25 protein-coding genes and 1 other RNA gene are annotated in these 26,989 nt (G+C 52.5%); 11 read left to right on the top strand and 15 right to left on the bottom strand.

The window, feature by feature from the left end; all coding sequences use genetic code 11:
- Window positions 1-7: 7 nt before the first annotated feature.
- The 5 genes from acrB (at window position 8) to ACLD4F_RS11875 (ending at window position 5,591) form a co-directional block, all read left to right on the top strand.
- Window positions 8-3,157 carry an efflux RND transporter permease AcrB gene (acrB, locus tag ACLD4F_RS11895; protein WP_001132508.1) on the top strand — a complete coding sequence of 1,050 codons (3,150 nt, stop codon included), beginning with the start codon at window positions 8-10 and terminating at the stop codon, window positions 3,155-3,157.
- 495 nt (window positions 3,158-3,652) lie between these two features.
- Window positions 3,653-4,027 carry an Hha toxicity modulator TomB gene (gene tomB, locus ACLD4F_RS11890; RefSeq protein ID WP_000344807.1) on the top strand — a complete coding sequence of 125 codons (375 nt, stop codon included), beginning with the start codon at window positions 3,653-3,655 and terminating at the stop codon, window positions 4,025-4,027.
- Window positions 4,028-4,054: 27 nt separating this feature from the next.
- The gene (locus ACLD4F_RS11885; protein WP_001280991.1) at window positions 4,055-4,273 is read left to right on the top strand and encodes an HHA domain-containing protein; all 219 of its coding nucleotides are present in this window, start codon (window positions 4,055-4,057) and stop codon (window positions 4,271-4,273) included.
- 178 nt (window positions 4,274-4,451) lie between these two features.
- Entirely contained in the window at window positions 4,452-5,003 is a 552-nt protein-coding gene (maa, locus tag ACLD4F_RS11880; protein ID WP_080210685.1) for a maltose O-acetyltransferase, read from the top strand.
- Between the two features lie 117 nt (window positions 5,004-5,120).
- Entirely contained in the window at window positions 5,121-5,591 is a 471-nt protein-coding gene (locus tag ACLD4F_RS11875; RefSeq protein ID WP_000136183.1) for a YlaC family protein, read from the top strand.
- 55 nt (window positions 5,592-5,646) lie between these two features.
- Here ACLD4F_RS11875 and ykgO read toward each other — a convergent pair whose 3' ends face one another.
- Together ykgO and ACLD4F_RS11865 are read right to left on the bottom strand one after the other, a co-directional pair.
- On the bottom strand, window positions 5,647-5,787 hold the full coding sequence (ykgO, locus tag ACLD4F_RS11870) for a type B 50S ribosomal protein L36 (RefSeq protein ID WP_001197749.1): 141 nt from the start codon (window positions 5,785-5,787) through the stop codon (window positions 5,647-5,649).
- Window position 5,788: 1 nt separating this feature from the next.
- A complete protein-coding gene (locus ACLD4F_RS11865; protein WP_000801416.1) occupies window positions 5,789-6,052 on the bottom strand; it encodes a type B 50S ribosomal protein L31 in 264 nt (87 codons plus the stop codon).
- Between the two features lie 224 nt (window positions 6,053-6,276).
- Between ACLD4F_RS11865 and ACLD4F_RS11860 the strand changes: the two genes are divergently transcribed.
- Window positions 6,277-7,827: an EAL domain-containing protein gene (locus ACLD4F_RS11860; RefSeq protein WP_411010853.1), complete on the top strand. Its 1,551-nt coding sequence runs from the start codon at window positions 6,277-6,279 to the stop codon at window positions 7,825-7,827.
- Between the two features lie 49 nt (window positions 7,828-7,876).
- On the opposite strand, the gene ffs is transcribed toward ACLD4F_RS11860, so the two are convergent.
- Window positions 7,877-7,973: signal recognition particle sRNA small type (gene ffs, locus ACLD4F_RS11855), an RNA gene on the bottom strand.
- A gap of 84 nt (window positions 7,974-8,057) precedes the next feature.
- On the opposite strand from ffs, the gene ACLD4F_RS11850 reads away from it, so the two are divergent.
- Window positions 8,058-8,447, top strand: a complete 390-nt coding sequence (locus ACLD4F_RS11850; RefSeq protein WP_000961285.1) for an MGMT family protein — start codon at window positions 8,058-8,060, stop codon at window positions 8,445-8,447.
- Window positions 8,448-8,479: 32 nt separating this feature from the next.
- Here the strand turns inward: ACLD4F_RS11850 and ACLD4F_RS11845 are convergent, their stop codons facing one another.
- Entirely contained in the window at window positions 8,480-9,049 is a 570-nt protein-coding gene (locus ACLD4F_RS11845; protein WP_000779802.1) for a YbaY family lipoprotein, read from the bottom strand.
- A 214-nt stretch (window positions 9,050-9,263) separates the two neighbouring features.
- Here ACLD4F_RS11845 and tesB point away from each other — a divergent pair, with 214 nt between their 5' ends.
- Window positions 9,264-10,124, top strand: a complete 861-nt coding sequence (tesB, locus tag ACLD4F_RS11840) for an acyl-CoA thioesterase II (RefSeq protein ID WP_000084176.1) — start codon at window positions 9,264-9,266, stop codon at window positions 10,122-10,124.
- 99 nt (window positions 10,125-10,223) lie between these two features.
- Here the strand turns inward: tesB and amtB are convergent, their stop codons facing one another.
- The 5 genes from amtB to decR form a co-directional block, all read right to left on the bottom strand.
- Complete coding sequence (gene amtB, locus ACLD4F_RS11835) at window positions 10,224-11,510, bottom strand: ammonium transporter AmtB (protein ID WP_000684924.1); 1,287 nt, start codon at window positions 11,508-11,510, stop codon at window positions 10,224-10,226.
- Between the two features lie 31 nt (window positions 11,511-11,541).
- Window positions 11,542-11,880 (bottom strand): P-II family nitrogen regulator, encoded by a 339-nt coding sequence (glnK, locus tag ACLD4F_RS11830; RefSeq protein WP_000780341.1) that lies wholly within the window; start codon window positions 11,878-11,880, stop codon window positions 11,542-11,544.
- Window positions 11,881-12,092: 212 nt separating this feature from the next.
- Window positions 12,093-13,874 carry a SmdB family multidrug efflux ABC transporter permease/ATP-binding protein gene (locus ACLD4F_RS11825; RefSeq protein WP_001256078.1) on the bottom strand — a complete coding sequence of 594 codons (1,782 nt, stop codon included), beginning with the start codon at window positions 13,872-13,874 and terminating at the stop codon, window positions 12,093-12,095.
- Window positions 13,867-15,639 (bottom strand): SmdA family multidrug ABC transporter permease/ATP-binding protein, encoded by a 1,773-nt coding sequence (locus tag ACLD4F_RS11820; RefSeq protein WP_001235566.1) that lies wholly within the window; start codon window positions 15,637-15,639, stop codon window positions 13,867-13,869. The genes ACLD4F_RS11825 and ACLD4F_RS11820 overlap by 8 nt, the downstream gene beginning before the upstream one ends.
- A 40-nt stretch (window positions 15,640-15,679) precedes the next feature.
- The gene (gene decR / locus ACLD4F_RS11815) at window positions 15,680-16,138 is read right to left on the bottom strand and encodes a DNA-binding transcriptional regulator DecR (RefSeq protein WP_000884593.1); all 459 of its coding nucleotides are present in this window, start codon (window positions 16,136-16,138) and stop codon (window positions 15,680-15,682) included.
- Window positions 16,139-16,250: 112 nt separating this feature from the next.
- On the opposite strand from decR, the gene cdsH reads away from it, so the two are divergent.
- Window positions 16,251-17,306 carry a cysteine desulfhydrase gene (cdsH, locus tag ACLD4F_RS11810; RefSeq protein ID WP_079944483.1) on the top strand — a complete coding sequence of 352 codons (1,056 nt, stop codon included), beginning with the start codon at window positions 16,251-16,253 and terminating at the stop codon, window positions 17,304-17,306.
- Between the two features lie 49 nt (window positions 17,307-17,355).
- On the opposite strand, the gene cof is transcribed toward cdsH, so the two are convergent.
- Complete coding sequence (cof, locus tag ACLD4F_RS11805; RefSeq protein ID WP_411010852.1) at window positions 17,356-18,174, bottom strand: HMP-PP phosphatase; 819 nt, start codon at window positions 18,172-18,174, stop codon at window positions 17,356-17,358.
- Between the two features lie 100 nt (window positions 18,175-18,274).
- On the opposite strand from cof, the gene ACLD4F_RS11800 reads away from it, so the two are divergent.
- Together ACLD4F_RS11800 and queC are read left to right on the top strand one after the other, a co-directional pair.
- Window positions 18,275-19,975 carry an SgrR family transcriptional regulator gene (locus tag ACLD4F_RS11800; RefSeq protein WP_001238162.1) on the top strand — a complete coding sequence of 567 codons (1,701 nt, stop codon included), beginning with the start codon at window positions 18,275-18,277 and terminating at the stop codon, window positions 19,973-19,975.
- A 64-nt stretch (window positions 19,976-20,039) separates the two neighbouring features.
- The gene (gene queC / locus ACLD4F_RS11795) at window positions 20,040-20,735 is read left to right on the top strand and encodes a 7-cyano-7-deazaguanine synthase QueC (RefSeq protein ID WP_000817201.1); all 696 of its coding nucleotides are present in this window, start codon (window positions 20,040-20,042) and stop codon (window positions 20,733-20,735) included.
- A gap of 105 nt (window positions 20,736-20,840) precedes the next feature.
- On the opposite strand, the gene fadM is transcribed toward queC, so the two are convergent.
- The 5 genes from fadM to lon all read right to left on the bottom strand — a co-directional run bounded on the left by fadM (window position 20,841) and on the right by lon (window position 26,864).
- Window positions 20,841-21,239 (bottom strand): long-chain acyl-CoA thioesterase FadM, encoded by a 399-nt coding sequence (gene fadM / locus ACLD4F_RS11790; RefSeq protein WP_001194543.1) that lies wholly within the window; start codon window positions 21,237-21,239, stop codon window positions 20,841-20,843.
- 103 nt (window positions 21,240-21,342) lie between these two features.
- Complete coding sequence (locus ACLD4F_RS11785) at window positions 21,343-21,717, bottom strand: helix-hairpin-helix domain-containing protein (protein WP_000680322.1); 375 nt, start codon at window positions 21,715-21,717, stop codon at window positions 21,343-21,345.
- Window positions 21,718-21,866: 149 nt separating this feature from the next.
- Complete coding sequence (ppiD, locus tag ACLD4F_RS11780) at window positions 21,867-23,738, bottom strand: peptidylprolyl isomerase (RefSeq protein WP_000969434.1); 1,872 nt, start codon at window positions 23,736-23,738, stop codon at window positions 21,867-21,869.
- A 290-nt stretch (window positions 23,739-24,028) separates the two neighbouring features.
- Window positions 24,029-24,319 carry a nucleoid-associated protein HU-beta gene (gene hupB, locus ACLD4F_RS11775; protein WP_254888479.1) on the bottom strand — a complete coding sequence of 97 codons (291 nt, stop codon included), beginning with the start codon at window positions 24,317-24,319 and terminating at the stop codon, window positions 24,029-24,031.
- 190 nt (window positions 24,320-24,509) lie between these two features.
- Window positions 24,510-26,864 (bottom strand): endopeptidase La, encoded by a 2,355-nt coding sequence (lon, locus tag ACLD4F_RS11770; RefSeq protein WP_001067723.1) that lies wholly within the window; start codon window positions 26,862-26,864, stop codon window positions 24,510-24,512.
- Window positions 26,865-26,989 lie beyond the last annotated feature (125 nt).

The raw sequence follows: 26,989 nt of genomic DNA, 5'->3' as shown, positions 1-26,989 counted from the left end.
TTAAGACATGCCTAATTTCTTTATCGATCGCCCTATATTTGCGTGGGTGATCGCCATCATCATCATGTTGGCAGGGGGGCTCGCGATCCTCAAATTGCCGGTAGCGCAATATCCGACGATTGCGCCACCAGCAGTGACGATCTCCGCAACCTACCCTGGCGCTGATGCGAAAACGGTACAGGATACCGTCACGCAGGTTATCGAACAGAATATGAACGGTATCGATAACCTGATGTATATGTCCTCCAACAGTGACTCCACGGGGACCGTGCAGATCACACTGACCTTTGAATCCGGCACCGATGCGGACATCGCGCAGGTTCAGGTTCAGAACAAGTTGCAACTGGCAATGCCGTTACTTCCCCAGGAAGTACAGCAACAGGGCGTGAGCGTTGAGAAGTCCTCAAGTAGCTTCCTGATGGTAGTGGGCGTCATTAACACCGACGGCACCATGACCCAGGAGGATATTTCGGATTACGTTGCCGCCAATATGAAAGATCCGATCAGCCGTACCTCTGGGGTGGGCGACGTCCAGCTGTTTGGTTCGCAGTATGCGATGCGTATCTGGATGAATCCGACAGAGCTGACCAAATACCAACTGACGCCGGTCGACGTGATTAACGCGATCAAAGCGCAGAACGCCCAGGTCGCGGCAGGTCAGCTCGGTGGTACGCCGCCGGTTAAAGGCCAGCAGCTTAACGCATCGATTATTGCCCAAACGCGTCTGACCTCAACGGATGAGTTTGGCAAAATCCTGCTGAAGGTGAATCAGGATGGCTCCCAGGTTCGTCTGCGGGATGTAGCGAAAATTGAGCTTGGCGGCGAAAACTACGACGTCATCGCGAAATTTAACGGTCAGCCAGCGTCAGGTCTTGGCATCAAACTGGCTACCGGCGCCAACGCGCTGGATACCGCTACCGCTATTCGCGCCGAACTGAAAAAAATGGAACCATTCTTCCCGCCAGGGATGAAAATCGTCTACCCGTATGACACCACGCCGTTCGTGAAGATCTCTATTCATGAAGTGGTAAAAACGCTGGTCGAAGCGATTATCCTCGTGTTCCTGGTGATGTACCTGTTCCTGCAGAACTTCCGCGCGACGTTGATTCCGACTATTGCGGTTCCGGTGGTGTTGTTGGGAACCTTTGCCGTGCTTGCGGCATTCGGTTTCTCGATAAACACGCTGACGATGTTCGGGATGGTGCTCGCCATCGGCTTGCTGGTGGATGACGCCATCGTGGTGGTCGAGAACGTCGAACGTGTTATGACGGAAGAAGGCCTTCCGCCGAAGGAAGCGACGCGCAAATCCATGGGCCAGATTCAGGGCGCATTGGTGGGTATCGCGATGGTACTGTCGGCGGTATTTATTCCGATGGCCTTCTTTGGCGGCTCAACCGGGGCAATTTATCGTCAGTTCTCTATCACCATCGTATCGGCGATGGCGCTGTCGGTGCTGGTCGCGCTGATCCTGACGCCCGCGCTGTGCGCGACGATGCTCAAACCCGTCGCCAAAGGCGATCATGGCGAAGGGAAAAAAGGCTTTTTCGGCTGGTTTAACCGCCTGTTCGATAAGAGCACGCATCACTACACCGATAGCGTAGGGAATATTCTGCGCAGCACCGGGCGTTACCTGCTGCTCTATCTCATTATCGTCGTCGGTATGGCTTATCTGTTCGTTCGTCTGCCAAGCTCTTTCTTGCCGGATGAAGACCAGGGCGTATTCCTGACAATGGTCCAGCTCCCCGCCGGCGCGACGCAAGAGCGCACACAAAAAGTGCTGGATGAGGTCACGGATTACTATCTGAACAAAGAGAAAGCCAACGTTGAATCGGTATTCGCCGTCAACGGCTTCGGTTTTGCAGGGCGCGGTCAGAATACCGGTATTGCATTCGTGTCGTTGAAAGACTGGGCCGATCGTCCAGGCGAAAAAAACAAGGTTGAAGCGATTACCCAGCGGGCAACCGCAGCGTTTTCACAAATTAAAGATGCGATGGTCTTCGCCTTTAACCTACCGGCGATTGTTGAACTGGGCACCGCAACCGGGTTTGACTTCGAGTTGATTGACCAGGCGGGACTTGGCCATGAAAAACTCACCCAGGCACGTAATCAGTTGTTCGGCGAGGTGGCGAAATATCCTGATCTGCTGGTCGGCGTTCGACCTAACGGCCTGGAAGATACGCCGCAGTTTAAAATCGATATCGACCAGGAAAAAGCTCAGGCGCTGGGCGTGTCTATTAGCGACATTAATACCACGCTGGGCGCAGCATGGGGCGGCAGCTATGTAAACGACTTTATCGATCGCGGTCGTGTGAAGAAAGTTTACGTGATGTCCGAAGCGAAATACCGCATGTTGCCGGATGATATTAACGACTGGTACGTTCGTGGTAGCGATGGTCAGATGGTGCCGTTCTCCGCATTCTCCTCTTCCCGCTGGGAATATGGTTCGCCACGTCTGGAACGCTATAACGGTCTGCCTTCGATGGAAATTCTGGGTCAGGCGGCGCCGGGCAAGAGTACCGGTGAAGCGATGGCGATGATGGAAGAACTGGCCAGCAAGCTGCCGTCAGGCATTGGGTATGACTGGACCGGGATGTCCTACCAGGAGCGGTTGTCCGGCAACCAGGCCCCTGCCCTGTATGCTATCTCGCTGATCGTCGTCTTCCTGTGTCTGGCGGCATTGTATGAGAGCTGGTCTATCCCGTTCTCCGTAATGCTGGTTGTTCCGCTTGGGGTTATCGGCGCGCTGCTGGCTGCGACCTTCCGCGGACTGACTAACGACGTTTACTTCCAGGTGGGCCTGCTCACAACCATTGGGTTGTCGGCGAAGAACGCGATACTTATCGTCGAATTCGCCAAAGACTTAATGGATAAAGAAGGGAAAGGTCTGGTAGAAGCGACGCTGGAGGCCGTCCGGATGCGTTTGCGCCCGATTCTGATGACCTCGTTAGCGTTCATGCTGGGGGTTATGCCGCTGGTTATCAGTTCCGGCGCGGGTTCCGGCGCGCAGAATGCGGTAGGTACTGGCGTACTGGGCGGGATGGTAACGGCAACCGTACTGGCTATTTTCTTCGTACCGGTCTTCTTCGTGGTGGTACGCCGCCGCTTTAGCCGTAAAAGCGAAGATATTGAGCATAGTCATTCGACAGAACATCGCTGATTTGCCCACTGTTGATAAGGCCGCACAAGCGGCCTTTTTTACGCAAAAATCATAAAATACGCTTATTGTTAGATTGATTATTTCTTGCCATATTAATAAAAGGTATAATCCTTACTGCGTTAAAGGTTTTTCTTAGGAAAGTTGGCCATTTCTTAATTCAGCCATTAATTAAGAAATATTAAGAATATTCCTGGCTATTTTCTCCTGTCAGAGTCTATTGTTTTAGCCTGAAAAGCTAAAAAACGTTAACCCAATGATTACACAAACAATAAAACTGGTTCCTTTTTAGGCGACCGACGATCACTGTTAAAATTCGAAAAAGTATGGCAACACGCGGCTTTCACGCAATTGTAATTTTTCGTAATATGACGATGAAAAGTTTTTTAGAGTAGATTATAGTTAAATCATAAGGTGACGTGGGAAGTACCAGGTTAGTTAGTTGTATCCATCCCGAAGGTGTTCGGTTAGTTTAAGCCACTAAAAAGGGGATGCATTATGGACGAATACTCACCCAAAAGACATGATATAGCACAGCTTAAATTTCTTTGCGAAACCCTGTATCATGACTGTCTTGCAAACCTTGAAGAAAGCAACCATGGCTGGGTTAATGACCCGACCTCAGCAGTCAACCTGCAGCTCAATGAGCTGATAGAGCATATTGCAACTTTCGCGCTTAATTATAAAATTAAGTACAATGAAGACAATAAATTGATTGCGCAGATAGATGAATACCTGGACGACACCTTTATGTTGTTCAGCAGCTATGGTATTAATACGCAGGATTTGCAAAAATGGCGTAAATCGGGCAACCGCCTGTTCCGTTGTTTCGTCAACGCCACCAGGGCCAATCCTGTTAGTTTGTCTTGTTAAAAATTATTACAATCATAGGTAGAATTTATGTCTGATAAACCATTAACTAAAACTGATTATTTGATGCGTTTACGGCGCTGTCAGACAATTGACACTCTGGAGCGCGTCATTGAGAAAAATAAATATGAATTGTCCGACAATGAGCTGGCTGTATTTTACTCAGCTGCGGATCACCGTCTTGCAGAATTGACGATGAACAAACTCTACGACAAGATCCCCTCTTCAGTATGGAAATTCATTCGTTAATCACGCTACATTACTTTTTAGAGAACACGCAGGTGTTATCTGCCTCCTCGTTCTGGCTAATAACACAACGGGCTATTATAGAACAGTGATATAGATCACATACCAATAGCAGGGAACGTTCCCTCTAATACTTTATTATTGCTTCTATTGCGATAATATCCACCAAGGGGAGCGCGCGATGAGTGACGAAAAACAAAAAATGATCGCTGGGGCACTGTATTGCCCGACCGATGAAACTTTATGCCAGGATCGACTGCGGGCGCGTCAACTCATCCATCAATACAATTATACTACGCCTGATGAAATAAATAAGCGTCAGGCGATTTTACGCGACCTGTTGGGTCGATGCGAAGACGCCTATATTGAACCTTCCTTTCGTTGCGACTACGGCTATAATATTTTTCTTGGTCACTCCTTTTACGCTAACTTCGACTGCGTCATGCTTGATGTTTGCCCAATTCATATTGGCGATAATTGTATGCTCGCGCCAGGGGTACATATCTATACCGCCACGCACCCGCTGAACGCCGTCGAACGCAACAGCGGCAGAGAATTAGGTAAACCCGTCACTATTGGAAATAACGTCTGGATAGGCGGACGAGCCGTCGTTAATCCTGGCGTAACCATCGGCGATAACGTCGTCGTCGCTTCAGGCGCTGTGGTGATAAAAAACGTACCGCCAGACGTCGTGGTAGGCGGAAATCCGGCGCGAATCATTAAAAAATTGTAGTCAAAATGATAACTGTTATGCTAATTCGTGGTTAATCTGTTACTTTTTTCACGTTACACCTCCCTTTAAAATGGGCTGTTATTACCTCCTATGTCGCAGAAATCATGAAGGCAAAAGATGACAGAGATACAGCGCCTGCTTAGCGAAACTATTGATGACTTAAACGTCCGTGAAAAACGCGATAACAGGCCGCGTTTTAGTATCAGTTTTATCCGCAAGCATCCTGGGTTATTTATCGCGATGTATGCAGCCTGGTTTGCGACGCTGGCGGTCATGCTGCAATCAGAAACGCTGGTGGGGTCAGTGTGGCTGTTAGTGGTGTTATTTATCGCATTTAATGGCTTCTTCTTTTTCGACATCGCCCCGCGTTATCACTATAACGACATCGATGTGCTGGACCTCCGGGTCTGTTACAACGGCGAATGGTACAACACCCGCTTTGTTCCCCCCACGCTCATTGAGACGATTCTTCAGTCTCCACAGGTGGATAATGAACATAAAGTCCAGCTGCAAAAAATGGTTGCCCGTAAGGGCGAACTTTCCTTCTACGATATTTTTACGCTGGCCCGCGCAGAAGCCAGCCGGTAATAAAAAAGTGCGCACCCTCCCTGGTACGCACTGCTTTCCCTGAACCGTTGGTTTTTTAACGTCTTTTTTTACGCCCCTGAACCGCCTTAAAACGCGGATTTGTTTTACAAATCACGTATAAGCGTCCTTTGCGTTTGACTATCTGGCAATCCGGATGCCGTTGTTTTGCATTGCGAAGTGAGTTTAACACCTGCATTTCATTTACCCCTTTTAGCGCCGATAAAATGACCGAAACGTTTCTGGAAGCGTGCGGCGCTACTTTCGCTATCAAACGTTTTCTGTCTACCGGTATAAAAAGGATGCGATTTTGATGACACATCAATAGTGACATACGGATATGTCACGCCGTCCAGTTCGATTTCACGTTCAGTTTTGATAGTTGATCCCACTTTCACATATTCATTTGCGCTGGTGTCGTGAAATACGACGGTGCGGTATACAGGATGAATATCAGGTTTCATTGCGCTCTCTCAGTTATGTTATAACATAACAATAAAATACGCTATCAACGCTCCTTTTTCAACCGGTAAACATTCACGATCTCTTCCTGGCGGCAAAAGCAACGTGGCGTAACGCGTTAGTCTGGCCCCTGTATCTGTAAAATCGATAAAATAGCTTTATCATTCGAGGGCGCGATTTACGATCGGATATACTTTCTCTACGCTGTGTTTATAAGGACATCACTGTGACAACACGACATCTGGTCAGCCTGGTAACGGGAGTGCTTATCCTGTCTGTCCTTTTCCCGATAGGATTGAGCCTGTGGCTGGCGCACCGTCAAGTTGAAAAAAGGTTTAACGAAGAGCTGGATATCTTCTCGTCCCGGGTGGCGCTACGTACAGAAAGGGTCAGTGACCAGGCAAAAGCCGCGTTAACGCATATTGCCTCCTTTAAAGGCGAGCCCTGCAGCAGCACCCATTTACTCGCCATGCGCCGCGTGTCTTATAGCTTTCGGTATGTCCAGGAAGTTCTGTATCTTAAAAATTCGATTCCCGTTTGTTCCTCACTTGAAAAAGAGAGCCATATTCCCGCTTTCCCTCCGCCTATGAAAATCACTCGCGACGGTTATCGCACCTGGTTTACGGCGCAAAACGATCTGGGTATAAAACGCTATATGGCGGCACTCGGGAGCGACAGCTATATCGTGATGATCGACCCGGCATCCTTTATCGATGTGATTCCGTTTGGCGCATGGCCGATTGACGTCGCTATTATTGGCCGGGAACGCAATACTGTGGTTGCCAGCAGCGGTAACCTTGACCCCGCTATTCTTCCGCTCATTCACCATGAGACGCCCCTGCGGCTGGAAAACCGAGGCATTCAGTATGCTATTCACCCCTTTCCGGAAATGGGCATTACTATCGTAAGCTGGGCACCGACCGCTCCGCTGGAAAGGAGCTGGTATCGACAGGCATTTATCTGGCTACCGGCGGGCATCGTAACGGGTCTGCTGGCCGCGGCCTTTATTCTGCGTATTTTGCGTCGGCTACAGTCGCCCCGCCACCGTCTCCAGGATGCGATAGATAATCGCGAATTTAACGTACACTATCAGCCTATTGTCTCCCTGAGCAGCGGAAAAATTGTCGGTGCCGAAGCCTTAGCTCGCTGGCAACAGACGGACGGCACCTTCCTTTCGCCGGAAATTTTTATCGCGCTGGCTGAACAAACCGGGCTCACGGAGCCGCTAACCCGGCTAATCATCGAAACCGTTTTTGAAGACATGGGAAGTTGGTTAAAGTCCCATCCCGAACAACATATTTCAATCAATCTTGAGGCATCCGATCTGGCGTCGGAAACGTTGCCGACGCTGTTAAGCACGCTGCTGAACCGTAGCCAAATTTCTCCGTCGCAAATCGCGCTTGAATTAACAGAACGCGAGTTCGCCGATCCGAAAACCAGCGCGCCAATTGTCGCCAGATACCGTAACGCGGGACATTCAATTTATATTGATGACTTTGGCACCGGCTATTCCAGCCTCAGCTACTTACAAAATCTGGATGTAGATGTCCTTAAAATTGATAAATCTTTTGTCGATGCGCTGGAATATAAAAACGTCACGCCGCATATTATTGAAATGGCGAAAACGCTCAAACTTAAGATGGTCGCAGAAGGCATCGAAACGATCAGGCAAGAACAGTGGCTACGCCAGCATGGCGTACATTATGGTCAGGGCTGGTTATACAGTAAACCCCTACCCGCTACGGCATTTATTCTTTGGGCGGAACAGCGGCTATAACGTCGCACAGCAGAAAAGAACAGTGTGGAGAGGCACAAATGGGTGGGGGCCCTGCCAGCTACATCCCGGCACACGCGTCATCTGCCTTGGCTGCTTCCTTCCGGACCTGACCTGGTAAACAGAGTAGCGTTGCGGGAGAACCAACAGAGCCCCCATTGAGAGCGTTGTGAACCAACGCGCAGGCGCATTATCACTGCTATATCGTGCAATTGCAACCCATCAGGCATCGGATGCTGGTTTCTTGCGCATCCGGGCTTTCCTCCCCCCTTATTCCAGATTATCCTGAAGCATTAACGCAGGATTCTATTATGGATATTCAGGACACATTTCCTCAACGCGTCTGGCAAATCGTCGCTTCGATCCCGGAAGGATTTGTCACGACCTACGGCGATGTCGCCCGGCTTGCCGGTTCGCCTCGGGCAGCGCGTCAGGTCGGCGGAGTTTTAAAACGTCTGCCGGAAGGCAGCACTTTACCATGGCATCGGGTGGTGAACCGCCACGGCGCAATATCACTTACCGGGCCGGATCTACAGCGGCAACGTCAGGCATTACTGGCGGAAGGCGTGGTGGTGTCGGGAAGCGGACAAATCGATTTACAACGCTATCGCTGGGTGTATTAACCCTCTCCGTAACGGAGAGGGTTGGCGCAGGATTAATACTGGGTAGGCGCAGGAACGGCAGAAGACGGATTGACCTGGGTCGGTGAGGTCGATGGAACCGTCGTCGTCGCACCGCCGCTGGCCTGCACAGGCACCGCCGTTTGCTGTACCGGTACCAGCGTCAGATCCGCTTTAGTGCCGCCATTATTAATCACCGGTTTCACGCTATCGGTAATAAATACCAGCTTATTATCAACGGTGATGGCCGCGCTCAGGAGAATGCGCGCGTTAGGTTGAATATCTGATGGGTTAAACGGCAACACAAAACTGAAAGGCGCCTGTTTACCTTCGGTACGTACCGCTTTTTGCGACAGCACCTTAGACGGCGCATCAGCCAGCGAAGCATCTGAAAGCGTCACGGTCAGCACCGCATCTGGCGGCAGAGCGACCTTCTGGCGGATCCAGACGGTACCGGAAACATTGGGTTGCTGAATAGTAGACTGGTTAGCTGTAATCGACATGTTAGGGTTTGGCGCAGGCGTCTGGATATCAGCGCTTTTATCAGCGCAGGCCGCCAGAGATATCGCAACCGCTAAACCACTTACGATGTGCACGAGTTTCATTCAATTCTCCTTATCATCAATGCACCAGCAGGCCTTTCCCCCCGCCGGAAGAGTGGTTAACAGAAACATAACGTGATTAAGTGTGGCACATGTCACTCATTTTTGCCTGGAATTGGTCTGTTATTCAGACTTTTGTACCCATCGGACCACTTGCAAAATTGCGTTATACTCTGCCCTACCTCGCTTCGGCATCGTTGTCACCTGGAGAGTATGTATGAGTCAGACACTGAATAATTTGCTGACATTATTGAATCTGGAAAAAATTGAAGAAGGACTCTTTCGGGGCCAAAGTGAAGACTTAGGGCTGCGCCAGGTATTTGGCGGTCAGGTGGTGGGCCAGGCGCTCTATGCCGCCAAAGAAACGGTGCCGGAAGCGCGACTGGTACATTCATTCCACAGTTATTTTCTGCGGCCAGGCGACAGCCAAAAACCCATTATCTATGACGTAGAAGTGCTGCGCGATGGGAACAGCTTCAGCGCCCGCCGCGTTGCCGCTATTCAGAACGGGAAACCCATCTTTTATATGACCGCCTCATTCCAGGCGCCGGAACCGGGTTTTGAACATCAAAAAACCATGCCGACGGCAGTCGGGCCGGAAGGACTACCGTCAGAAACGGAAATCGCGCAATCGCTGGCGCATTTACTGCCGCCGATTCTGAAAGAAAAGTTTCTCTGCGATCGCCCGCTGGAAATTCGTCCCGTCGAATTTCACAATCCGTTGAAAGGTCACGTCGCCGCGCCTGTGCGTCAGGTATGGATTCGCGCCAACGGCACCGTTCCGGATGACATTCGCGTCCATCAATATTTACTGGGATATGCCTCGGATCTGAATTTCCTTCCCGTCGCGCTTCAGCCTCACGGCATCGGTTTTCTGGAAAAGGGCATTCAGATCGCCACTATTGATCACTCTATGTGGTTCCATCGTCCGTTCAATTTTAATGAATGGCTACTTTATAGCGTGGAGAGCACTTCCGCCTCCAGCGCCCGGGGCTTTGTTCGCGGCGAGTTTTATACTCAGGATGGCGCGCTGGTCGCTTCAACCGTGCAGGAAGGGGTAATGCGTAATCACAATTAAAAAACATGCCGCTATGCGGCGTTAATGGCCTGATGACGCTGCGCTTATCCGGCCTACAGTAGACTGGGTAAGCGCAGCGCCATCAGGCATGTTGCGCAATCACGCGTTATACGCATTCTCGCCGTGACTGTTCACATCCAGCCCCTCGCGCTCCTGCTCTTCCGGTACACGCAGTCCAACAAAGATATCCGCCAGTTTGTAACCAACAAACGCGACAACACCGGACCAGACGACCGTAATAGCAATACTTTCCAGCTGTACCATCACCTGATGTCCCATCGTAACGCCGTCGACAAAGCCAACGCCGCCCAGCGAACTGGCGGCAAAAACGCCGGTCAGGATACAGCCGACTATTCCGCAAACGCCGTGAACGCCAAATACGTCGCACGGATCATCTACCCGTAGCAGACGTTTAAGCATGGTGACTCCCCACAATCCCGCCAGACCCGCAATAACGCCGATAACCAGCGCGCCGCCAACGCCAACATAGCCACAGGCTGGCGTCACGCCGACCAGACCGGCAATCGCGCCGGAACAGGCTCCCAGCAGGGAAGGCTTACCGCGTAGCGTCCACTCGCCGATAATCCACCCCAGAATCGCGGCGGCGGTCGCCACCACGGTGTTCACAAAGGCCAGCGCTGCTATCTCGTTTGCGCTCCCCGCAGAACCCGCGTTAAATCCAAACCAGCCGATATATAGAATCGCAGTACCGGTAAAGACCATCGGCAGGTTATGGGGTTTAAATGCTTCTTTCCCAAAGCCGACGCGTTTGCCAATTAAATAAGCCCCCACCAGCCCGGCGATAGCGGCGTTAATATGCACCACCGTACCACCGGCAAAATCCAGCGCGCCGTGAGCAGCCAGCAGGCCGCCGCCCCACACCATGTGCGCAATCGGGATATAAGAGAGCGTGAACCACACCACGACAAAAATCAGCACCGCCGAAAAACGAATACGCTCCGCCAGCGCGCCGACAATCAGCCCGACGGTAATACAGGCGAAAGATCCCTGAAACGCGACATGAATATACTGATAAATCGTACCCGTTACCGCCGTCAACGCGATATTCTTCAACATCGCCCCATCGGCATTACCGAAGAAATGATTCCCTTCGCCAAAAGCCAGCGAATAGCCGTACACCACCCATAAAATACAGACCAGCGCAAAGGTGACGGTCACTTGCGTTAACATTGACAGCACGTTCTTGGCGCGAATTAATCCGCCGTAAAACAGCGCGATACCCGGTATCGTCATGAACAGCACCAGCGCGGTGCAAATCATCATAAAAGCACTATCCGCTTTATCGGCAACCGCTGGCGCGGCTATCGTTAGCCCAGGCAGCAGCGCCATTGAAGCCAGTGTGGTTTTTATCATCGCTATCTTCATTTTTTCATTTCCTGTTGCTGTGTGGCGGGTCTTACAGCGCTGCTTCGTCAGCTTCGCCGGTACGAATCCGAATAACGCGCATGAGCTCCGCGACGAAAATTTTGCCGTCGCCAATTTTTCCGGTGTAAGCCGCTTTACTGATGATATCGATCACCTCTTCCAGTTGGTCGTCGGCGATAGCCACATCAATTTTGACCTTCGGCAGGAAATTCACGCTGTACTCCGCGCCGCGATACAGTTCGGCGTGTCCTTTCTGACGGCCAAACCCTTTCACTTCGGTGACGGTCAGTCCCTGAATGCCAATGGAAGAAAGCGCCTCCCGCACGTCCTCCAGCTTGAACGGTTTGATAATCACGGTAACCAGCTTCATAGAACCCTCCAGTCAGAATTAGGTAACGGCTGCCGCCGCGCATGGACTCTTCAGAATGGATATTGCAAAGGATGTGCCAGAAGCTGGCGAGCGAGGAAAAGCGCGGTTAGCGGCGCGTCTTTATATTGACGCGCCCCAAAATCGAAGCAGGGAAAGAAAAACGCACCACGACGGTGCATAATGGGCGAGGCTTTGCCCTGTGGCGCCAAACCTTACGCCGCAGGGCCGGGTTCTTCGTGTACGCTGGCGGCTAACTCCTCGCCAACTAACTGTAATTGATACATTTGCCAGTAGCGCCCTTGCGCCGCCAGCAATTGTTGATGCGTCCCGCGCTCCACCGCCTGGCCGCGATGGAGAACCAGAATGGTATCTGCCTCCACGATTGTCGATAGCCGATGGGCAATAACCACCAGCGTGGTGCGCTCGCGAATCGCCGCCAGCGCCTGCTGTATCGCCTGCTCCGTGCCGGAATCGATGCTGGCCGTCGCCTCATCAAGAATTAATATTTGCGGGGCGTCAACCAGCACGCGCGCCAGCGCCAATAGCTGTTTTTGCCCGACGGACAGCGTATTTCCCTGCTCGCCGAGATGCGTATGCAGCCCGTCGCTCAGCCCGCGCGCCAGGTCTGCCAGTTGTACCGTTTCCAGCGCCTGCCACACCTGCGCCTCGGAGACATCGCGCCCCAGCGTCACATTAGCCAGAAAGGTATCCGCCATCACTACCGGGTCCTGTTGAACCATCGCCACGCCCTGGCGTAAAACGCGATGATTAAGAGAGGCGATTTCTCGCCCATCCAGCCGAATTTCGCCTTGTGTCAGGGGGTAATACCCCATTAATAAGCTGGCGAGCGTGCTCTTCCCGCTGCCGGTGTGCCCCACCAGCGCCACAAAGCTACGGGACGGTACTGAGAGCGTAATGTCCTGTAAAACAAGATTATCGTCGCGGTAAGCAAACGACAGATGATCAATATCAATCGCCCCGCTTTGTAACGGCCTGTCGTCGCTGCCATAGCGCTGGCGCGGGCGATCCATCAGTTCAAAAACACGCTCTCCCGCCACAACTGCCTGCTGTAGCATGGATTGCTGGGTGGTCAGTTCAATAAGCGGCTCGTTCAGACGTGACAAATAGCTAATGAACGCATACAGCACCCCGACCTCAATCGTGCCGGCAGACGTAAAGCTGAAAAGCATTAACAAACCGCACAAAATGAGCGCAGAAAAGAGGCTAAGCAGCGGACGCAATAAAAAGCCGTCCAAGCGCAACGTCTGCATTCGCGCCATATAGTGCGAGCGGCTGGCCTCGCCCATGCGTTCGCCGAAGCGCGCCTGCTGGCGAAACTGCTGTATTACGCTCATCCCGTTGATGATTTCGTTAAAGCCGTCGTTAATATCCGCCAGGTATGCCCGCACGCGGCGTACAATCGGCGTGCTGTAGCGCTGATAAATGACCATCACGGTCAATACCGCCGGAAAAATCAAAATCGCCACCAGCGCCATCCGCCAGTCAAGGCTGAACATGGCGACCAGCATGGCGCCGATCAACGCCGCGCTACGTAATACCGTTGCGACGACCGTGACGTACAGATCGCGGATGACTTCCGTATCGTTGGTCACGCGTGAAATTAATTGTCCGACAGGCTGCGTGTCGAAGGCGCTTAGCGGCTGGCGCAAGGCGGCATCCATGACGTCCGTGCGCAAGGACTGAACCACGCCAACGGCCGCCCGGTTAAATAATAAAGACTGGGCGTAATGCAGACCCGCCGCCAGAAATTGTAGCCCCACATAGGCGGCCGCCAGCCCCGCGACCTTGCCCAACGGTAAATGGTGGCGGGCCACCATGTTATCAATGAAATAGCTGATCAACAGCGGACCGCTAACCTCCGCCGCCGCCGCAATCCACAGCATCATCACCGCGACAGAGAGCGGTTTTCGCCATGGCGAGCCATACGCCAGCAACCGTTTCAGCGTCGGCCATAGCTGTCCAAAACTACGCATTCACCGCCTCCTCGCCGCGTTCCGGCGCGTCATCCAGCGCGGCCTCCAGTTGCTGATAGCGATACATATCGCGATACCAGCCAATCTGCTGCGCCAGTTGATCGTGATCGCCGCGCTGAACAACATGACCATGTTGCATAACGATAATTTCATTGGCGTCGGTCAGCGCGGATAAACGATGCGCGCTGATGATGACCGTACGCCCTTCGCCCCACTGGCGCAAATTATGCAAAATCTGATGCTCCGTGCGACCATCTACTGCTGAGAGCGCATCATCAAGAAGCAGAATTTCCGCATTCAACAGCAGCGCTCTGGCAATCGAGATACGCTGTTTTTGCCCTCCCGATAACATGACGCCACGTTCACCTACCTGCGTGTCGTAGCCCTGAGGCAAACGGAGAATATCCTCATGTACGCTGGCTAAACGCGCCACCTGTTCAATCTCCTCCTGAGTCGCCTCCGGGCGTCCGAGCGCAATATTATTGGCAATAGAGTCCGAGAACAAAAACGGCGTCTGGCTGACGACCGCCAGTCGGCTACGCCAGCTATCCAGTTGCAGATGCGTCAACGGCACGTCATGGAAACGGATCTCTCCCTGCGTCACATCAAAATGGCGCTGGATAAGCGACAATATTGTGCTTTTCCCCGCGCCGGTCGGACCGCATATCCCCAGCATCTGACCCGGTTTAAGACGAAAGTTCACATTCTCCAGCGCCGGATGCGTCGTTTGCGGATAGCAAAACTCACGAATGGCCGCCGTCAGTTCGCCGCGCCCCGCCGGGACCGGCTCTTCGCCATCCTTAACTACCGGCGCTTCCGCCAGCATGGCGCGGATGCGGCTGTATGCGGCGCTACCCCGCTCCACGATATTAAACATCCAGGCCAGCGCCAGCATCGGCCAAATCATCAACCCCAGATACATCATAAAGCTGGTGAGTTCGCCCAGCGTCAGGCTGCCGTTAACCACCATCCAGCTTCCGCCGCTAATCGCGAGCAGGTTCGCCATGCCAATGGCGATGTAAATGGTTGGATCAAAACGCGCGTCAATACGCGCCACGCGCATATTTTTCTTGCCGGTATCTTCGGCATCCGCCGCAAACAGCGAAGACTGGCGATCCTCCAGACCAAACGCTTTGATCATGCGGATGCTGGTCAGACTCTCCTGCGTGCGGTCGTTCAGGCTGGAGAAGGCGGCCTGCGCCAGTTTGAAATAATCATGCAGCCGATCGCCGTAACGTTTGATCATCAGCGCCATAATCGGCATCGGCAACAGCGCTAATAGCGTTAGCTGCCAGCTAATTTGCGTCGACATGACAATCAGTACCGCACAGCCCATTACCAGCGAATCAACCAGCGTCAGAACGCCCTCGCCCGCCGCAAATACGACGCGATCCACATCATTCGTCGCACGCGCGATAAGATCGCCCGTCCGATGGCGCTGATAAAATTCAGGATGCTGACGACTCAGCTGGCGATAATAATCTTCACGCAGTTCGACGGCTAATTGATAAGAAGCGCCAAATAGCAGCACGCGCCAGACATAGCGCAACAAATAAACCACTACGGCGATCAGGGCAATGGTGCCAATCCACATCGCTATTCGGCCTGGAGTAAAATGCTGTGCGGTTACGCCATCCACGACAATCCCCACCACTTTGGGCGGGATCAGCTGAAGCATCGCAATAAGCATAAGCAGGGCCACCGCGCCAAGATAGCGACGCCATTCCCGGCGAAAGTACCAGCTTAATTGAGCAAATAATCGCACGCGTTATTTCCTGATATGATTTCCGGCAATACCGGGAGAATTATTCAATGGGCAGAGAGGTGGTGTACTTAATCTGTTCCATCGCAAAACTGGAGGTGACGTCTGACAGTCCAGGGACGCTATTGACCAGACGTTTATAGAAGTCGTCATACCGCTTCATGTCGGCCACCTGAACTCGCATCAGATAGTCGTATTCCCCCGCCATCCGCCAGAAGCCAAGCACTTCCGGCATCTCAGAGACGACGGTCACGAACCGACAGTACCATTCACTGCTGTGGTGCTGCGTTTTTATCAACACAAAAGCGGTTAACCCCAGCCCCAGTTTTTCCGGGTCCAGCAGCGCGACCCTGCCAAGCAGGATACCGTCATCTTCCAGGCGTTTAAGCCGCTTCCAGCAAGGCGTTGTCGTCAGATTAACGGCATCCGCCAGCGCCTGCAAAGAGAGGGTACAGTCCTGCTGCAATAAGCAAAGCAGTTTACGGTCAATTTTATCTAACATACCCACTCCATAGAGAATATTTTTCTCCTTACATTGTAATTTAAAGGCCAAATAGCAACAATTTTTTCCGTACTTTTCGCTACTCTTGGCACAAAATGATAAATGGATATTAATGATGAGTAGCAATTGGGTTAAAAATGCCATTAATGAAATTAACGCTGACCACCAGCGCTCGGCGGATACGCATCTTATTCGTTTGCCCCTGTCGGCATTTCCAGGTATCCAGCTTTACCTGAAAGACGAAAGCACGCATCCCACCGGTAGCCTCAAGCATCGTCTGGCGCGCTCGCTGTTCCTTTATGGACTGTGCAATGGCTGGATTAAAGAAGGCACTCCGATTATTGAAGCGTCATCAGGCTCAACGGCGATTTCCGAAGCCTGGTTCGCGCGTTTACTGGGACTGCCGTTCATCGCCGTCATGCCCGCCTGTACCGCAAAACGTAAAATCGAACAGATTCAATTTTACGGCGGCCACTGTCATTTAGTGGAGAGCGCCTGCGAAATTTATGCCGCCTCCGAGCGGCTGGCGCATGAACTGAACGGTCACTATATGGACCAGTTTACCTACGCAGAACGAGCTACCGACTGGCGGGGCAACAATAATATTGCCGACAGTATTTTCCGCCAGATGCGCAACGAACCCCATCCGGTACCGCGATTTATCGTCATGAGCGCCGGAACGGGCGGAACCTCTGCGACGATTGGGCGCTATATTCGCTGCCAGGGCTATGATACTCAGCTCATGGTGGTGGATCCGGAAAATTCCGTCTTTTTACCTTACTGGCAGGATCGCGACGCTTCATTACGCAGCCCGGTGGGCAGTAAAATTGAAGGAATTGGTCGTCCGCGAGTAGAGCCTTCTTTTATTCCGGATGTCGTGGATGAGATGCTGCGCGTGCCGGACGCCGCCAGCGTTGCCACCGCACACTGGCTGGAAACGCAGCTGGGCCGTAAAGTCGGCGCCTCTACCGGCACGAATATGTGGGGAGCGCTGCAGCTTGCGGCCCGGATGCGCGAGGCTGGAGAAACCGGCGCTATCGTGACGTTATTGTGCGATAGCGGCGATCGCTATCTGGATACCTATTACCATCCGTCCTGGGTTAGCGACCATATCGGCGATTTGACGCCGTGGTCAGCGGCCATCGCAAAATTACTTACCGGCGACTAGAAACCAAAAAAAAGCCAGACTGAATGTCTGGCTTGCTGGAAGAGATCTCTCATTCGGGGGAATAAGGTAGATGCGGATTGTCCAGCCAATGCGTCAAAAAGTGTGATACCGCTTGATTACCACAATGTCCGATAACCGAAAGGTGTGGCAGCGCGGCGATAAGCTGCGGCATGGCATTGCCCATAATGAGCCCCCGCCCGACGCTGCCCAGCATTTCCCGATCGTTCATCGCGTCGCCAAACGCCATGCAATCTGCCAGTGAAAGCCCTAAATGGTTGCTCAATACCGCCAGCGCCGATCCTTTATTGCACCCCAGCGGTAGCACTTCCAGGCAGTCGACGGCAGAGAAACAGAGGTGCGCGCGTTCTTCCAGCGCCTCATTGAGCTGAATGCGCAAACGGATCAGATCGTCATGATCGCCGCAAAAACAGATCTTCGTCACCTGATGGGCCGGAATACTTTTTATATCGATAACCTGATAACGAAAGCCGCTGTAGACGTGCGCCTGGAGTAGCGCGGGCATCTCCTGGCCTGTAAACCAGCCGTTGTCATTAAACACATGCATACTGGCTCGGGTATCCCAGGCATGGTGCATCACCGTATCGGCAACCTGAGGATCGAGATCCTGACGATGCAGCACGTCGCCTTCCAGCGAGTGAATTCGCGTCCCGTTACCGGTAATAAGATAAGCATCCAGTGAAAGCGTCCCCAGAATATGCCGCATCTCCAGCACATGACGACCCGTAGCGAATGTCAGGGTGATATCGCGTTCGCGCAGACGCGACAGCGTGGCGATCGTTTCTCTACCCAAATGGTGATCGGACATTAATAACGTGCCATCCATATCAAATGCTGCCAGACGGGCCATCTCTTTCTCCACACTGTGACGCGGTTAACTTGTTGTTCAGTATTACCTGAGATATACGGAAGTAATAGTGAACAGATAAAAGGAAGTGTTCCGGGTTTCTATGAGGCTACTGAATCGGCTTAATCAATATCAACGCCTCTGGCAGCCTTCCGCCGGGGAAACGCAACATGTCACCGTTAGCGAACTGGCCGAACGCTGTTTTTGTAGCGAGCGCCATCTGCGAACGCTGCTGCGTCAGGCCCAGCAGGCGGGTTGGCTAAGATGGGAGGCGCAGTCCGGGCGCGGGAAACGTGGACGGCTCCAGTTTCTGGTCACGCCGGAATCGCTCCGCACCGCCATGATGGAACAGGCGCTGGAAAAAGGGCAGCAGCTCAACGTACTGGAACTGGCGCAACTGGCGCCGGGCGAGTTACGGGCGATGCTCCAGCCTTTTATGGGCGGCCAATGGCAAAACGATACGCCGACATTGCGTATTCCCTACTATCGTCCGCTTGATCCGCTGCAGCCGGGTTTCCTGCCAGGACGCGCGGAACAGCATCTCGCAGGGCAAGTTTTTTCCGGGTTAACGCGCTTCGACCGCGACAGTCAATATCCTTGCGGGGATTTGGCGCATCACTGGGAGGTTTCCGCCGACGGTTTACGCTGGGATTTTTATATTCGCTCCACGCTGCACTGGCATAATGGCGATGCGGTGGACACCGCGCAGCTACACGAACGCCTGGAAAGGCTGCTTACCCTACCGGCGCTAAGCAAATTGTTTATTAGCGTCGCACGGATCGAAGTAACGCATCCTCAGTGCCTGACCTTTCTCCTTCACCGACCTGATTACTGGCTGGCGCATCGTCTGGCGAGCTATTGTAGCGGTCTGGCGCATCCTGACCTGCCGCTTATCGGCACCGGTCCTTTTCGCCTGGCGTTGTTCACGCCGGAACTGGTGCGTCTGGAAAGTCATGACCATTATCACCTCAGCCATCCGCTGCTGAAAGCGATTGAATTCTGGATCACCCCGCAACTGTTTGCCCAGGATCTGGGCACCAGTTGCCGCCATCCGGTGCAGATTGCCATCGGCAAACCGGAAGAGCTGGCGACGCTGAGTCAGGTAAGTAGTGGTATCAGTCTTGGCTTTTGTTATTTAACCCTCAAAAAGGGCTCACGGCTCAACGTACAGCAGGCGCGGCGTCTGATACATATTATCCATCATACTTCGCTGCTGAAAACCTTACCGGTAGATGAGAACTTGATTATGCCAAGTCAGGGGCTGCTACCCGGCTGGACAATCCCGCAATGGCAGGACGTTGATGAAACGCCATTGCCGAAAAAACTTACCCTGGCGTATCACCTTCCCGTAGAGCTGCATACGATGGCGGAACAGCTTCGACATTACCTGGCGACGCTCGGCTGTGAGTTAACGTTGATTTTTCATAATGCCAAAAACTGGGATAACTGCCCTGCGTTGGCGCAAGCGGATCTGATGATGGGCGACAGGCTGATCGGCGAAGCGCCGGAATATACGCTGGAGCAGTGGCTACGTTGCGATCAGATCTGGCCACATGTCCTTGACGCGCCTGCGTTTTCCCATCTGCAGGCTACGCTTGACGCTCTGCAAATTCAGCCCAATGAAAAAGATCGCCGCGCCGCGCTACAACAAGTTTTTGCCAACCTGATGGATGACGCCACACTTACGCCACTATTTAATTATCACTATCGCATCAGCGCCCCACCGGGCGTTAACGGCGTTCGACTCACCCCTCGCGGCTGGTTTGAATTTAGCGAAGCCTGGCTTCCTCCGCCTTCGCCGTGAAGAAGCTGGTCGGGATTATCCGTACGCGTTACCATATTGGCTTTCGTCATTGATCAGGATAACTATGAAACGCGCCGTTGTTGTATTTAGTGGAGGTCAGGACTCCACCACTTGTCTGGCGCAAGCGCGGCATCAGTATGATGAAGTGCATTGTGTCACGTTTGATTATGGTCAGCGCCACCGCGCAGAGATTGATGTCGCGCGCGCACTGGCGTTAAAACTTGGCGCACGCGCGCATAAAGTGCTGGATGTCACTTTGCTGAACGAACTGGCGGTCAGCAGCCTGACGCGGGATAGCATTCCGGTGCCGGACTATGAACCGAACGCTGACGGTATCCCCAATACTTTCGTACCGGGACGCAATATTCTCTTTCTGACGCTGGCGGCGATTTACGCTTATCAGGTCAAAGCCGAAGCGGTGATCACCGGCGTTTGCGAGACCGATTTTTCCGGCTATCCAGACTGTCGCGATGAGTTCGTCAAGGCGCTGAATCACGCGGTGAATCTGGGCATGGCGAAAGATATCCGTTTCGAAACACCCTTAATGTGGATTGATAAAGCTGAAACCTGGGCGCTGGCCGATTATTGGGGCCAACTGGATTTAGTTCGCGAAGAGACGCTGACCTGCTATAACGGCATTAAAGGCGATGGCTGTGGTCATTGCGCAGCCTGTAATCTGCGCGCTAACGGCCTGAATCATTATCTGTCGAATAAAGCGGCGGTGATGGCGGCAATGAAGCAAAAAACCGGGTTAAGGTGATTGTTTTGCCGGATGGCGGCGCACGCGCCTTATCCGGCCTGGCGATATGCACCATGGTCAATATCGCCAGGTCTGATCAGTTCAACGCCATCAGACAGCGAGGCGTTATTGCACCATCTGTTCCAGCTTTTCACGCAATTCGCCTTCCAGCGGCAGCGCTTTTTGCGTTTTTAAATCAATACAAACAAACGTGATGAGCGCATCAGCCACCACCTGCCCTTCTGGCTCCAGCGTAATCGTCTGGCTTAATACGCCGCTTTTACCGTTAAGCTGTTGTACCTGGCTGGTCACGGTCAGTAGATCGCTCAATACCGCCGGGCGACGGTAATTTATATTGATGTTTACCACCACAAAGGCAATATTGCGGGCCGTCATCCACTGAAAGCTGTCGCTGTTTTCCAGCCCATCCCAACGGGCCTCTTCCAGAAACTCCAGATAGCGGGCATTATTAACATGTTGATAAACATCAAGATGATATCCACGAACTTTGATTTGTGTTTGCATAGCGCAATAACCTTACGTTGTTGTTATAAGTAAACGACAAGTACAGAGGTCATAACTGGTATGACCTCTACAGTCTGGCAAATTTTGGCCACTGTGCAAGTGATTACAATGTTAAAACTGCCAGATTACGCTCCACCAGCGCGCTTCCCATTCCCGGCACCTGCTTTAAATCATCCACCGTTTTAAAAGGACCATACTCCTCCCGATAGCTCACAATAGCCTGCGCTTTTTTCAGCCCAACGCCGTTCATCACCCGCGCCAGATCCTCCGCAGACGCGGTATTAATGCTCACCCTGGTACCTTCATCATCGCTGGCTTTAGCAGGTAATGCCGCTTTGGCGGAGGATGAAGAAGGCGTATCCGCTTTTGTTTCCACTGCTGCATTTTTTGCGACAGGCGTCGCCGCCAGCGCGCTATGGGCCATGCCCGCGCAGGTTAAAGAAAGTGTAATAAGCAGTGCTTTAATTCCGTGTTTCATACTGTTTTCTCCTTGTTTGTTAACAGTGCAGCCACGATAGCGGGGCGGAGAAAAACGAACAAACGGCAATTCTCAGAAATGGAAAAGGCCGCGAAAGCGGCCTTTGTGGGATACAACGTTTTGCAATTTTTTGCGAAGCGCCTCGACGATTACTGCTGTTCCAGAGCGTCGCCGATTTTGATTTTCGCCTCTTTACGCAGATTGCTCATCAGCGCCTCAAAGACAATTTGCGCATTGTTCTGCGTGATGCCCTGCACCATCGCTTTTTTCTGCGCTTCCGGCATGGCGCCCGCTTTCACCTCGTCAAACGCCAGCAGAACGACGTTACCCTGCATATCGTTCGCCACGCCATAAACTGGCTTATCTTTCGTCGGAAGGCTTAACGCAAAGGCCGCCTGACTCACCGGATCCTGACTGGTACGACTTAACGTTTTAGGCTCGCCAAAACTCAGACCCGCCGCTTTCATCGCTTCCGCGCCTTTGCCCGCTTTCAGCTCGACCAGCAGTTTTTCCGCATCCAGCTTCGCCTGTTGTTCCGCTTTGTTATGCTTCACCAGGGCAGTGACCTGTTCTTTCACTTCTGCCAACGGCTTCACGGCTTCAGGTTTATGTTCGCTCACGCGCACAACAAAAGCCCGGTCGCCATCTACGGTGATAATGTCTGAATTCGGCCCCGGCGTACCGTTTTCGCCTACCAGACCGCCATTAAAGATAGCATCGGCTACCGGTTTGAAGTTCAGCTCTTCCGGTAAGGTGTCACGGCTAAACCAGCCGGTTTCAACCGCTTTTACGCCAGCGACCTGTTCAGCGCCTGCTAACGACTCATTGTCGTTGCTTGCCGCATCGCTCACCTTCTGCTGCAACGCATAGTAAGCATCCAGCGCTTTTTCTTGTTTCACTTTCGCGGCAATGTCGTCGCGAACCTCGCTTAACGGTTTCACTTTGGCAGGCTGAATATCATCCAGACGCGCCACCAGAAAACCGACAGACGACTTAATCACGCCAGATATCTGGCCTTTTTCTTTTAATCCGGCGTTTTTCAGTTCCGGCACCGTGGCAGACTCTTCCAGCCAGCCCATATCGCCGCCATTACGCGCAGAGATGATATCGGTAGATTTCTCTTTCGCCAGCGTGGCGAAATCTTCGCCCTTGTTCAGCGCATCCAGTACCGCTTTCGCATCATCTTCCGTTTTGGTCTGAATAATGCTGTAACGAATACGCTCCGGCTGAGTAAACTGATCTACATGCTGGTCATAATAGGCCTGAATATCCGCATCGCTGACCGGTGCCTGCATCGTCGCGGCATCCAGCTTGATATAGCTTACGCGGAACTGTTCCGGCGTCATAAAGCGGACTTTATTCTGATCGTAGTAGCTGGACACTTCCTGATCGGTCACCTGCTGCTTCGCCGCCAGCGCGTTGACATCAATAACGGCTTCACGCACCACGCGCTGTTGAGAGACTAATGCCGCCAGTTCGTCGGTTTCCCCTTTCAGCATAAAATCAGTACCGGCCACGCCGTTGATCAGTTGCTGAGTGGTAAGCTGGTTACGCAGCGCCTGAGCGTACTGATCGGCCGTCATTCCCATCTGATTCACAATCGCGTTATAGCGGTTGTTGTCAAACTTACCGTCCACCTGAAAAGCGGGAGTGGCGAAAATCGCCTGCTTTACCTGCTCATCGCTGATGCCCAGTTTCAGTTCGCGGGAATATTGATCCAACAGCGCTTCGTCTATCAGACGATTCAGCACCTGCTGGCGCAGGCTTTTCATGTAACCTTCGTTGGCCGCCAGTTCAGAATACCTGTCGCCCAACTGCTGCTGCATACGGTTACGTTCGTTATTAAACGCATTCTCAAACTGTGCCCGGCTGATTTCCTGGCCATTCACTTTTGCGGCGTAGTTATTGCTTCCGCCAATCAGGTAACCACTAACGCCGGTCAAAATGAACGACACGATAATGATAACGAAAATAATCTTGAGCACGAGACTGTTTGCAGCCGTGCGTAAGCTGTCCATCATGGTGTAACCACACTCCGCTGTAGGTGACTTTACACTTTATCTTTCAGGCGGCTTCTCTGCTGGCAACCGAGTGATTCGCTCAGTAGCCGCGTCGACGCAACCTGAATGATTTGCGTATAGAGACTTCACGCGCATCGCATTTTCTGAACGCGGCGCACAAAAGCCTATTGTGACAAGAAACGAGGGCAATTGTCAGCCCGCAACGCACAGAAAGTCCCGAATCGCCAATAAAAAAGGCACATCAGTTGATGCGCCCTTGTACTTTGTCACATCCCCCGAGGGGATCACGCTTAGTTTACCGCGTCTTTCAGCGCTTTACCTGCACGGAAACTCGGCACTTTGGCAGCGGCGATGGTGATCTCTTTACCTGTTTGCGGGTTGCGACCAGTACGGGCAGCACGCTCTTTAACAGCAAAAGTACCAAAGCCTACCAGTGCAACGTCATCCCCTTCTTTCAGAGATTCGGTAACAGAAGCAATAATCGCATCTAACGCACGTCCAGCCGCAGCCTTAGAGATATCAGCCCCTGCAGCAATTTTTTCGATCAGTTGAGATTTATTCACTCTTCTCTTCCTCTTTATAATTTATATCGCACCTGAATCCTTCGAAGTACGACCGCGCAGCAGTTATATCAGGCCTGCCACGCCCTTACAACACCCGTTAATGGTGGCAGACCCAATCAACCATCTAAATTAGCTATACAAAAAAAGGCTGGCAAGTCCGAAATAGCCTGCCAGCCCTGTTTTTATTAGCGCTATTTGCGCGAGGTCACTATTTTGCGGTTACAACCTGCATTCCAGACGGTTCGTTTTGCAGAGCAAGCGTCAGAACTTCCTCAATGCGCTTCACAGGATGAATATCCAGATCGGCAATCACGTTGTCCGGAATTTCCTCCAGGTCACGTTTATTTTCGAATGGAATTAAGACCGTTTTAATCCCGCCGCGATGCGCCGCCAACAGTTTTTCTTTCAGGCCGCCGATCGGCAATACCTGACCACGCAGCGTGATCTCGCCGGTCATTGCCACATCTGCGCGCACCGGATTACCGGTCAGGCAGGAAACCAGCGCGGTACACATCGCGATACCGGCACTTGGACCGTCTTTCGGCGTTGCGCCTTCCGGCACGTGAACGTGGATATCGCGTTTTTCGTAAAAGTCCGGATTAATACCCAGTTTTTCCGCGCGCGCGCGCACCACGGTCAGCGCCGCCTGAATGGATTCCTGCATCACTTCACCGAGCGAGCCGGTGTAGGTCAACTTGCCTTTGCCCGGTACGCAGGCGGTTTCGATGGTCAACAGATCGCCGCCCACTTCCGTCCACGCCAGGCCCGTCACCTGACCTACGCGGTTTTCGCTATCCGCGCGGCCATAATCAAAGCGCTGCACACCGAGGTAGTCGTGCAGATTATCGCCGTTAATTTCGATATGTTTTAACGACTTATCGAGCAACAGTTGTTTAACCGCTTTGCGGCACAGTTTGGAGATTTCACGCTCCAGACTACGCACGCCCGCTTCACGCGTGTAATAGCGGATAATACCGATAATCGCGCTATCGTCGACCGTCAGTTCGCCTTTCTTCAGCGCGTTACGCTCGATCTGCTTCGGCAGCAGGTGACGTTTAGCAATATTCAGCTTCTCATCTTCGGTATAACCGGACAGACGGATCACTTCCATACGATCCAGCAGCGGCGCCGGAATGTTCATGGAGTTGGAGGTGGCGACGAACATCACATCGCTGAGATCGTAATCCACTTCCAGGTAATGATCGCTGAACGCCACGTTCTGCTCCGGATCCAGCACTTCCAGCAGTGCGGAAGCCGGATCGCCGCGCATGTCAGAAGACATTTTGTCGATCTCATCGAGCAGGAACAGTGGGTTTTTAACCCCCACTTTGGCCATTTTTTGGATCAGTTTACCCGGCATAGAGCCAATGTAAGTCCGGCGATGACCGCGGATTTCCGCTTCATCACGCACGCCGCCCAGCGCCATACGGATGTATTTACGCCCTGTTGCTTTAGCGATGGACTGGCCCAACGAGGTTTTACCTACCCCCGGCGGCCCCACCAGACACAGGATCGGCCCCTTGATTTTATTTACACGGCTTTGAACCGCGAGATACTCAAGGATGCGGTCTTTCACGCGCTCCAGACCATAATGGTCAGTATCGAGGATTTCCTGCGCCTGACGCAGGTCTTTTTTGACCTTGCTACGCGCATTCCACGGCACCTGCACCATCCAGTCGATGTAGCCGCGCACCACGGTCGCTTCCGCCGACATCGGAGACATCATTTTCAGCTTCTGCAGTTCCGCTTCCGCTTTCTCTTTCGCCTCTTTCGGCATTTTCGCCGCGTCGATCTTACGCTTCAGCGCTTCGTTTTCGTCCGGCGCGTCGTCCATCTCGCCAAGTTCTTTCTGAATCGCTTTCATTTGCTCGTTCAGATAGTACTCGCGCTGGGATTTCTCCATCTGCTTTTTCACGCGGTTGCGAATGCGTTTCTCAACCTGCAGCAGATCGATTTCAGATTCCATCATCGCCATCAAATATTCCAGACGTTCGTTAACGTCGGACATCTCCAGTACGGACTGTTTATCCGCCAGTTTCAGCGGCATATGCGCGGCGATGGTGTCAGCCAGACGTGCAGGGTCGTCAATGCTATTGAGTGACGTCAGCACTTCCGGCGGAATTTTTTTGTTCAGCTTGATGTAGCCTTCGAACTGGCTGATAGCGGTACGCACCAGCACTTCTTGTTCTCGCTCATCAATGGCTGGCGAATCAAGGTACTCCGCCTTCGCGGAGAAATGTTCGCCGTTGTCAGACAGCGCGGAAATACGCGCGCGCTGTAACCCCTCGACCAGCACTTTTACGGTGCCGTCAGGCAGTTTCAACATCTGCAAAATAGAGGCCACGGTCCCGACGGTGAAAAGATCGTTTACACCCGGCTCATCCGTTGATGCTTCCTTCTGGGCGACCAGCATGATTTTTTTATCATGGTCCATAGCCGCTTCCAGACAACGGATAGATTTTTCCCGCCCTACAAATAAGGGTATGACCATGTGCGGATAAACCACCACATCGCGCAAGGGCAATACGGGGATTTCAATGCGTTCAGAACGCTCAGGATTCATAGAGCTCTCTCTTAGTTTAGTGTCCGCCAGGTAATCAGATAGTATAGCTGTGCTCCATACCACCTATAACATGTACGTCAGTATATGGGGATGTTTCCCACACATTCAACGGCGTGTTTACAGGA

It is taken from the genome of Salmonella sp. 741265050_HSA (genome assembly GCF_046569445.1).
In the GTDB taxonomy this organism is placed as follows: Bacteria; Pseudomonadota; Gammaproteobacteria; order Enterobacterales; family Enterobacteriaceae; genus Salmonella; species Salmonella enterica.
This window is presented reverse-complemented; position numbering and strand designations above follow the sequence as displayed.

What these genes read in the sequence shown, in the direction of transcription:
- ppiD (WP_000969434.1), bottom strand. Translation starts at nt 23,738, where the DNA reads ATGATGGACAGCTTACGCACGGCTGCAAACAGTCTCGTGCTCAAGATT.
- ACLD4F_RS11865 (WP_000801416.1), bottom strand. Translation starts at nt 6,052, where the DNA reads ATGAAACCTGATATTCATCCTGTATACCGCACCGTCGTATTTCACGAC.
- lon (WP_001067723.1), bottom strand. Translation starts at nt 26,864, where the DNA reads ATGAATCCTGAGCGTTCTGAACGCATTGAAATCCCCGTATTGCCCTTG.
- glnK (WP_000780341.1), bottom strand. Translation starts at nt 11,880, where the DNA reads ATGAAGCTGGTTACCGTGATTATCAAACCGTTCAAGCTGGAGGACGTG.
- tomB (WP_000344807.1), top strand. Translation starts at nt 3,653, where the DNA reads ATGGACGAATACTCACCCAAAAGACATGATATAGCACAGCTTAAATTT.
- ACLD4F_RS11825 (WP_001256078.1), bottom strand. Translation starts at nt 13,874, where the DNA reads ATGCGTAGTTTTGGACAGCTATGGCCGACGCTGAAACGGTTGCTGGCG.
- ACLD4F_RS11850 (WP_000961285.1), top strand. Translation starts at nt 8,058, where the DNA reads ATGCTGGTTTCTTGCGCATCCGGGCTTTCCTCCCCCCTTATTCCAGAT.
- decR (WP_000884593.1), bottom strand. Translation starts at nt 16,138, where the DNA reads ATGTTAGATAAAATTGACCGTAAACTGCTTTGCTTATTGCAGCAGGAC.
- acrB (WP_001132508.1), top strand. Translation starts at nt 8, where the DNA reads ATGCCTAATTTCTTTATCGATCGCCCTATATTTGCGTGGGTGATCGCC.
- maa (WP_080210685.1), top strand. Translation starts at nt 4,452, where the DNA reads ATGAGTGACGAAAAACAAAAAATGATCGCTGGGGCACTGTATTGCCCG.
- fadM (WP_001194543.1), bottom strand. Translation starts at nt 21,239, where the DNA reads ATGCAAACACAAATCAAAGTTCGTGGATATCATCTTGATGTTTATCAA.
- ACLD4F_RS11800 (WP_001238162.1), top strand. Translation starts at nt 18,275, where the DNA reads ATGAGGCTACTGAATCGGCTTAATCAATATCAACGCCTCTGGCAGCCT.
- cdsH (WP_079944483.1), top strand. Translation starts at nt 16,251, where the DNA reads ATGATGAGTAGCAATTGGGTTAAAAATGCCATTAATGAAATTAACGCT.
- ACLD4F_RS11875 (WP_000136183.1), top strand. Translation starts at nt 5,121, where the DNA reads ATGACAGAGATACAGCGCCTGCTTAGCGAAACTATTGATGACTTAAAC.
- cof (WP_411010852.1), bottom strand. Translation starts at nt 18,174, where the DNA reads ATGGCCCGTCTGGCAGCATTTGATATGGATGGCACGTTATTAATGTCC.
- ACLD4F_RS11885 (WP_001280991.1), top strand. Translation starts at nt 4,055, where the DNA reads ATGTCTGATAAACCATTAACTAAAACTGATTATTTGATGCGTTTACGG.
- tesB (WP_000084176.1), top strand. Translation starts at nt 9,264, where the DNA reads ATGAGTCAGACACTGAATAATTTGCTGACATTATTGAATCTGGAAAAA.
- ACLD4F_RS11785 (WP_000680322.1), bottom strand. Translation starts at nt 21,717, where the DNA reads ATGAAACACGGAATTAAAGCACTGCTTATTACACTTTCTTTAACCTGC.
- amtB (WP_000684924.1), bottom strand. Translation starts at nt 11,510, where the DNA reads ATGAAGATAGCGATGATAAAAACCACACTGGCTTCAATGGCGCTGCTG.
- queC (WP_000817201.1), top strand. Translation starts at nt 20,040, where the DNA reads ATGAAACGCGCCGTTGTTGTATTTAGTGGAGGTCAGGACTCCACCACT.
- ACLD4F_RS11845 (WP_000779802.1), bottom strand. Translation starts at nt 9,049, where the DNA reads ATGAAACTCGTGCACATCGTAAGTGGTTTAGCGGTTGCGATATCTCTG.
- ykgO (WP_001197749.1), bottom strand. Translation starts at nt 5,787, where the DNA reads ATGCAGGTGTTAAACTCACTTCGCAATGCAAAACAACGGCATCCGGAT.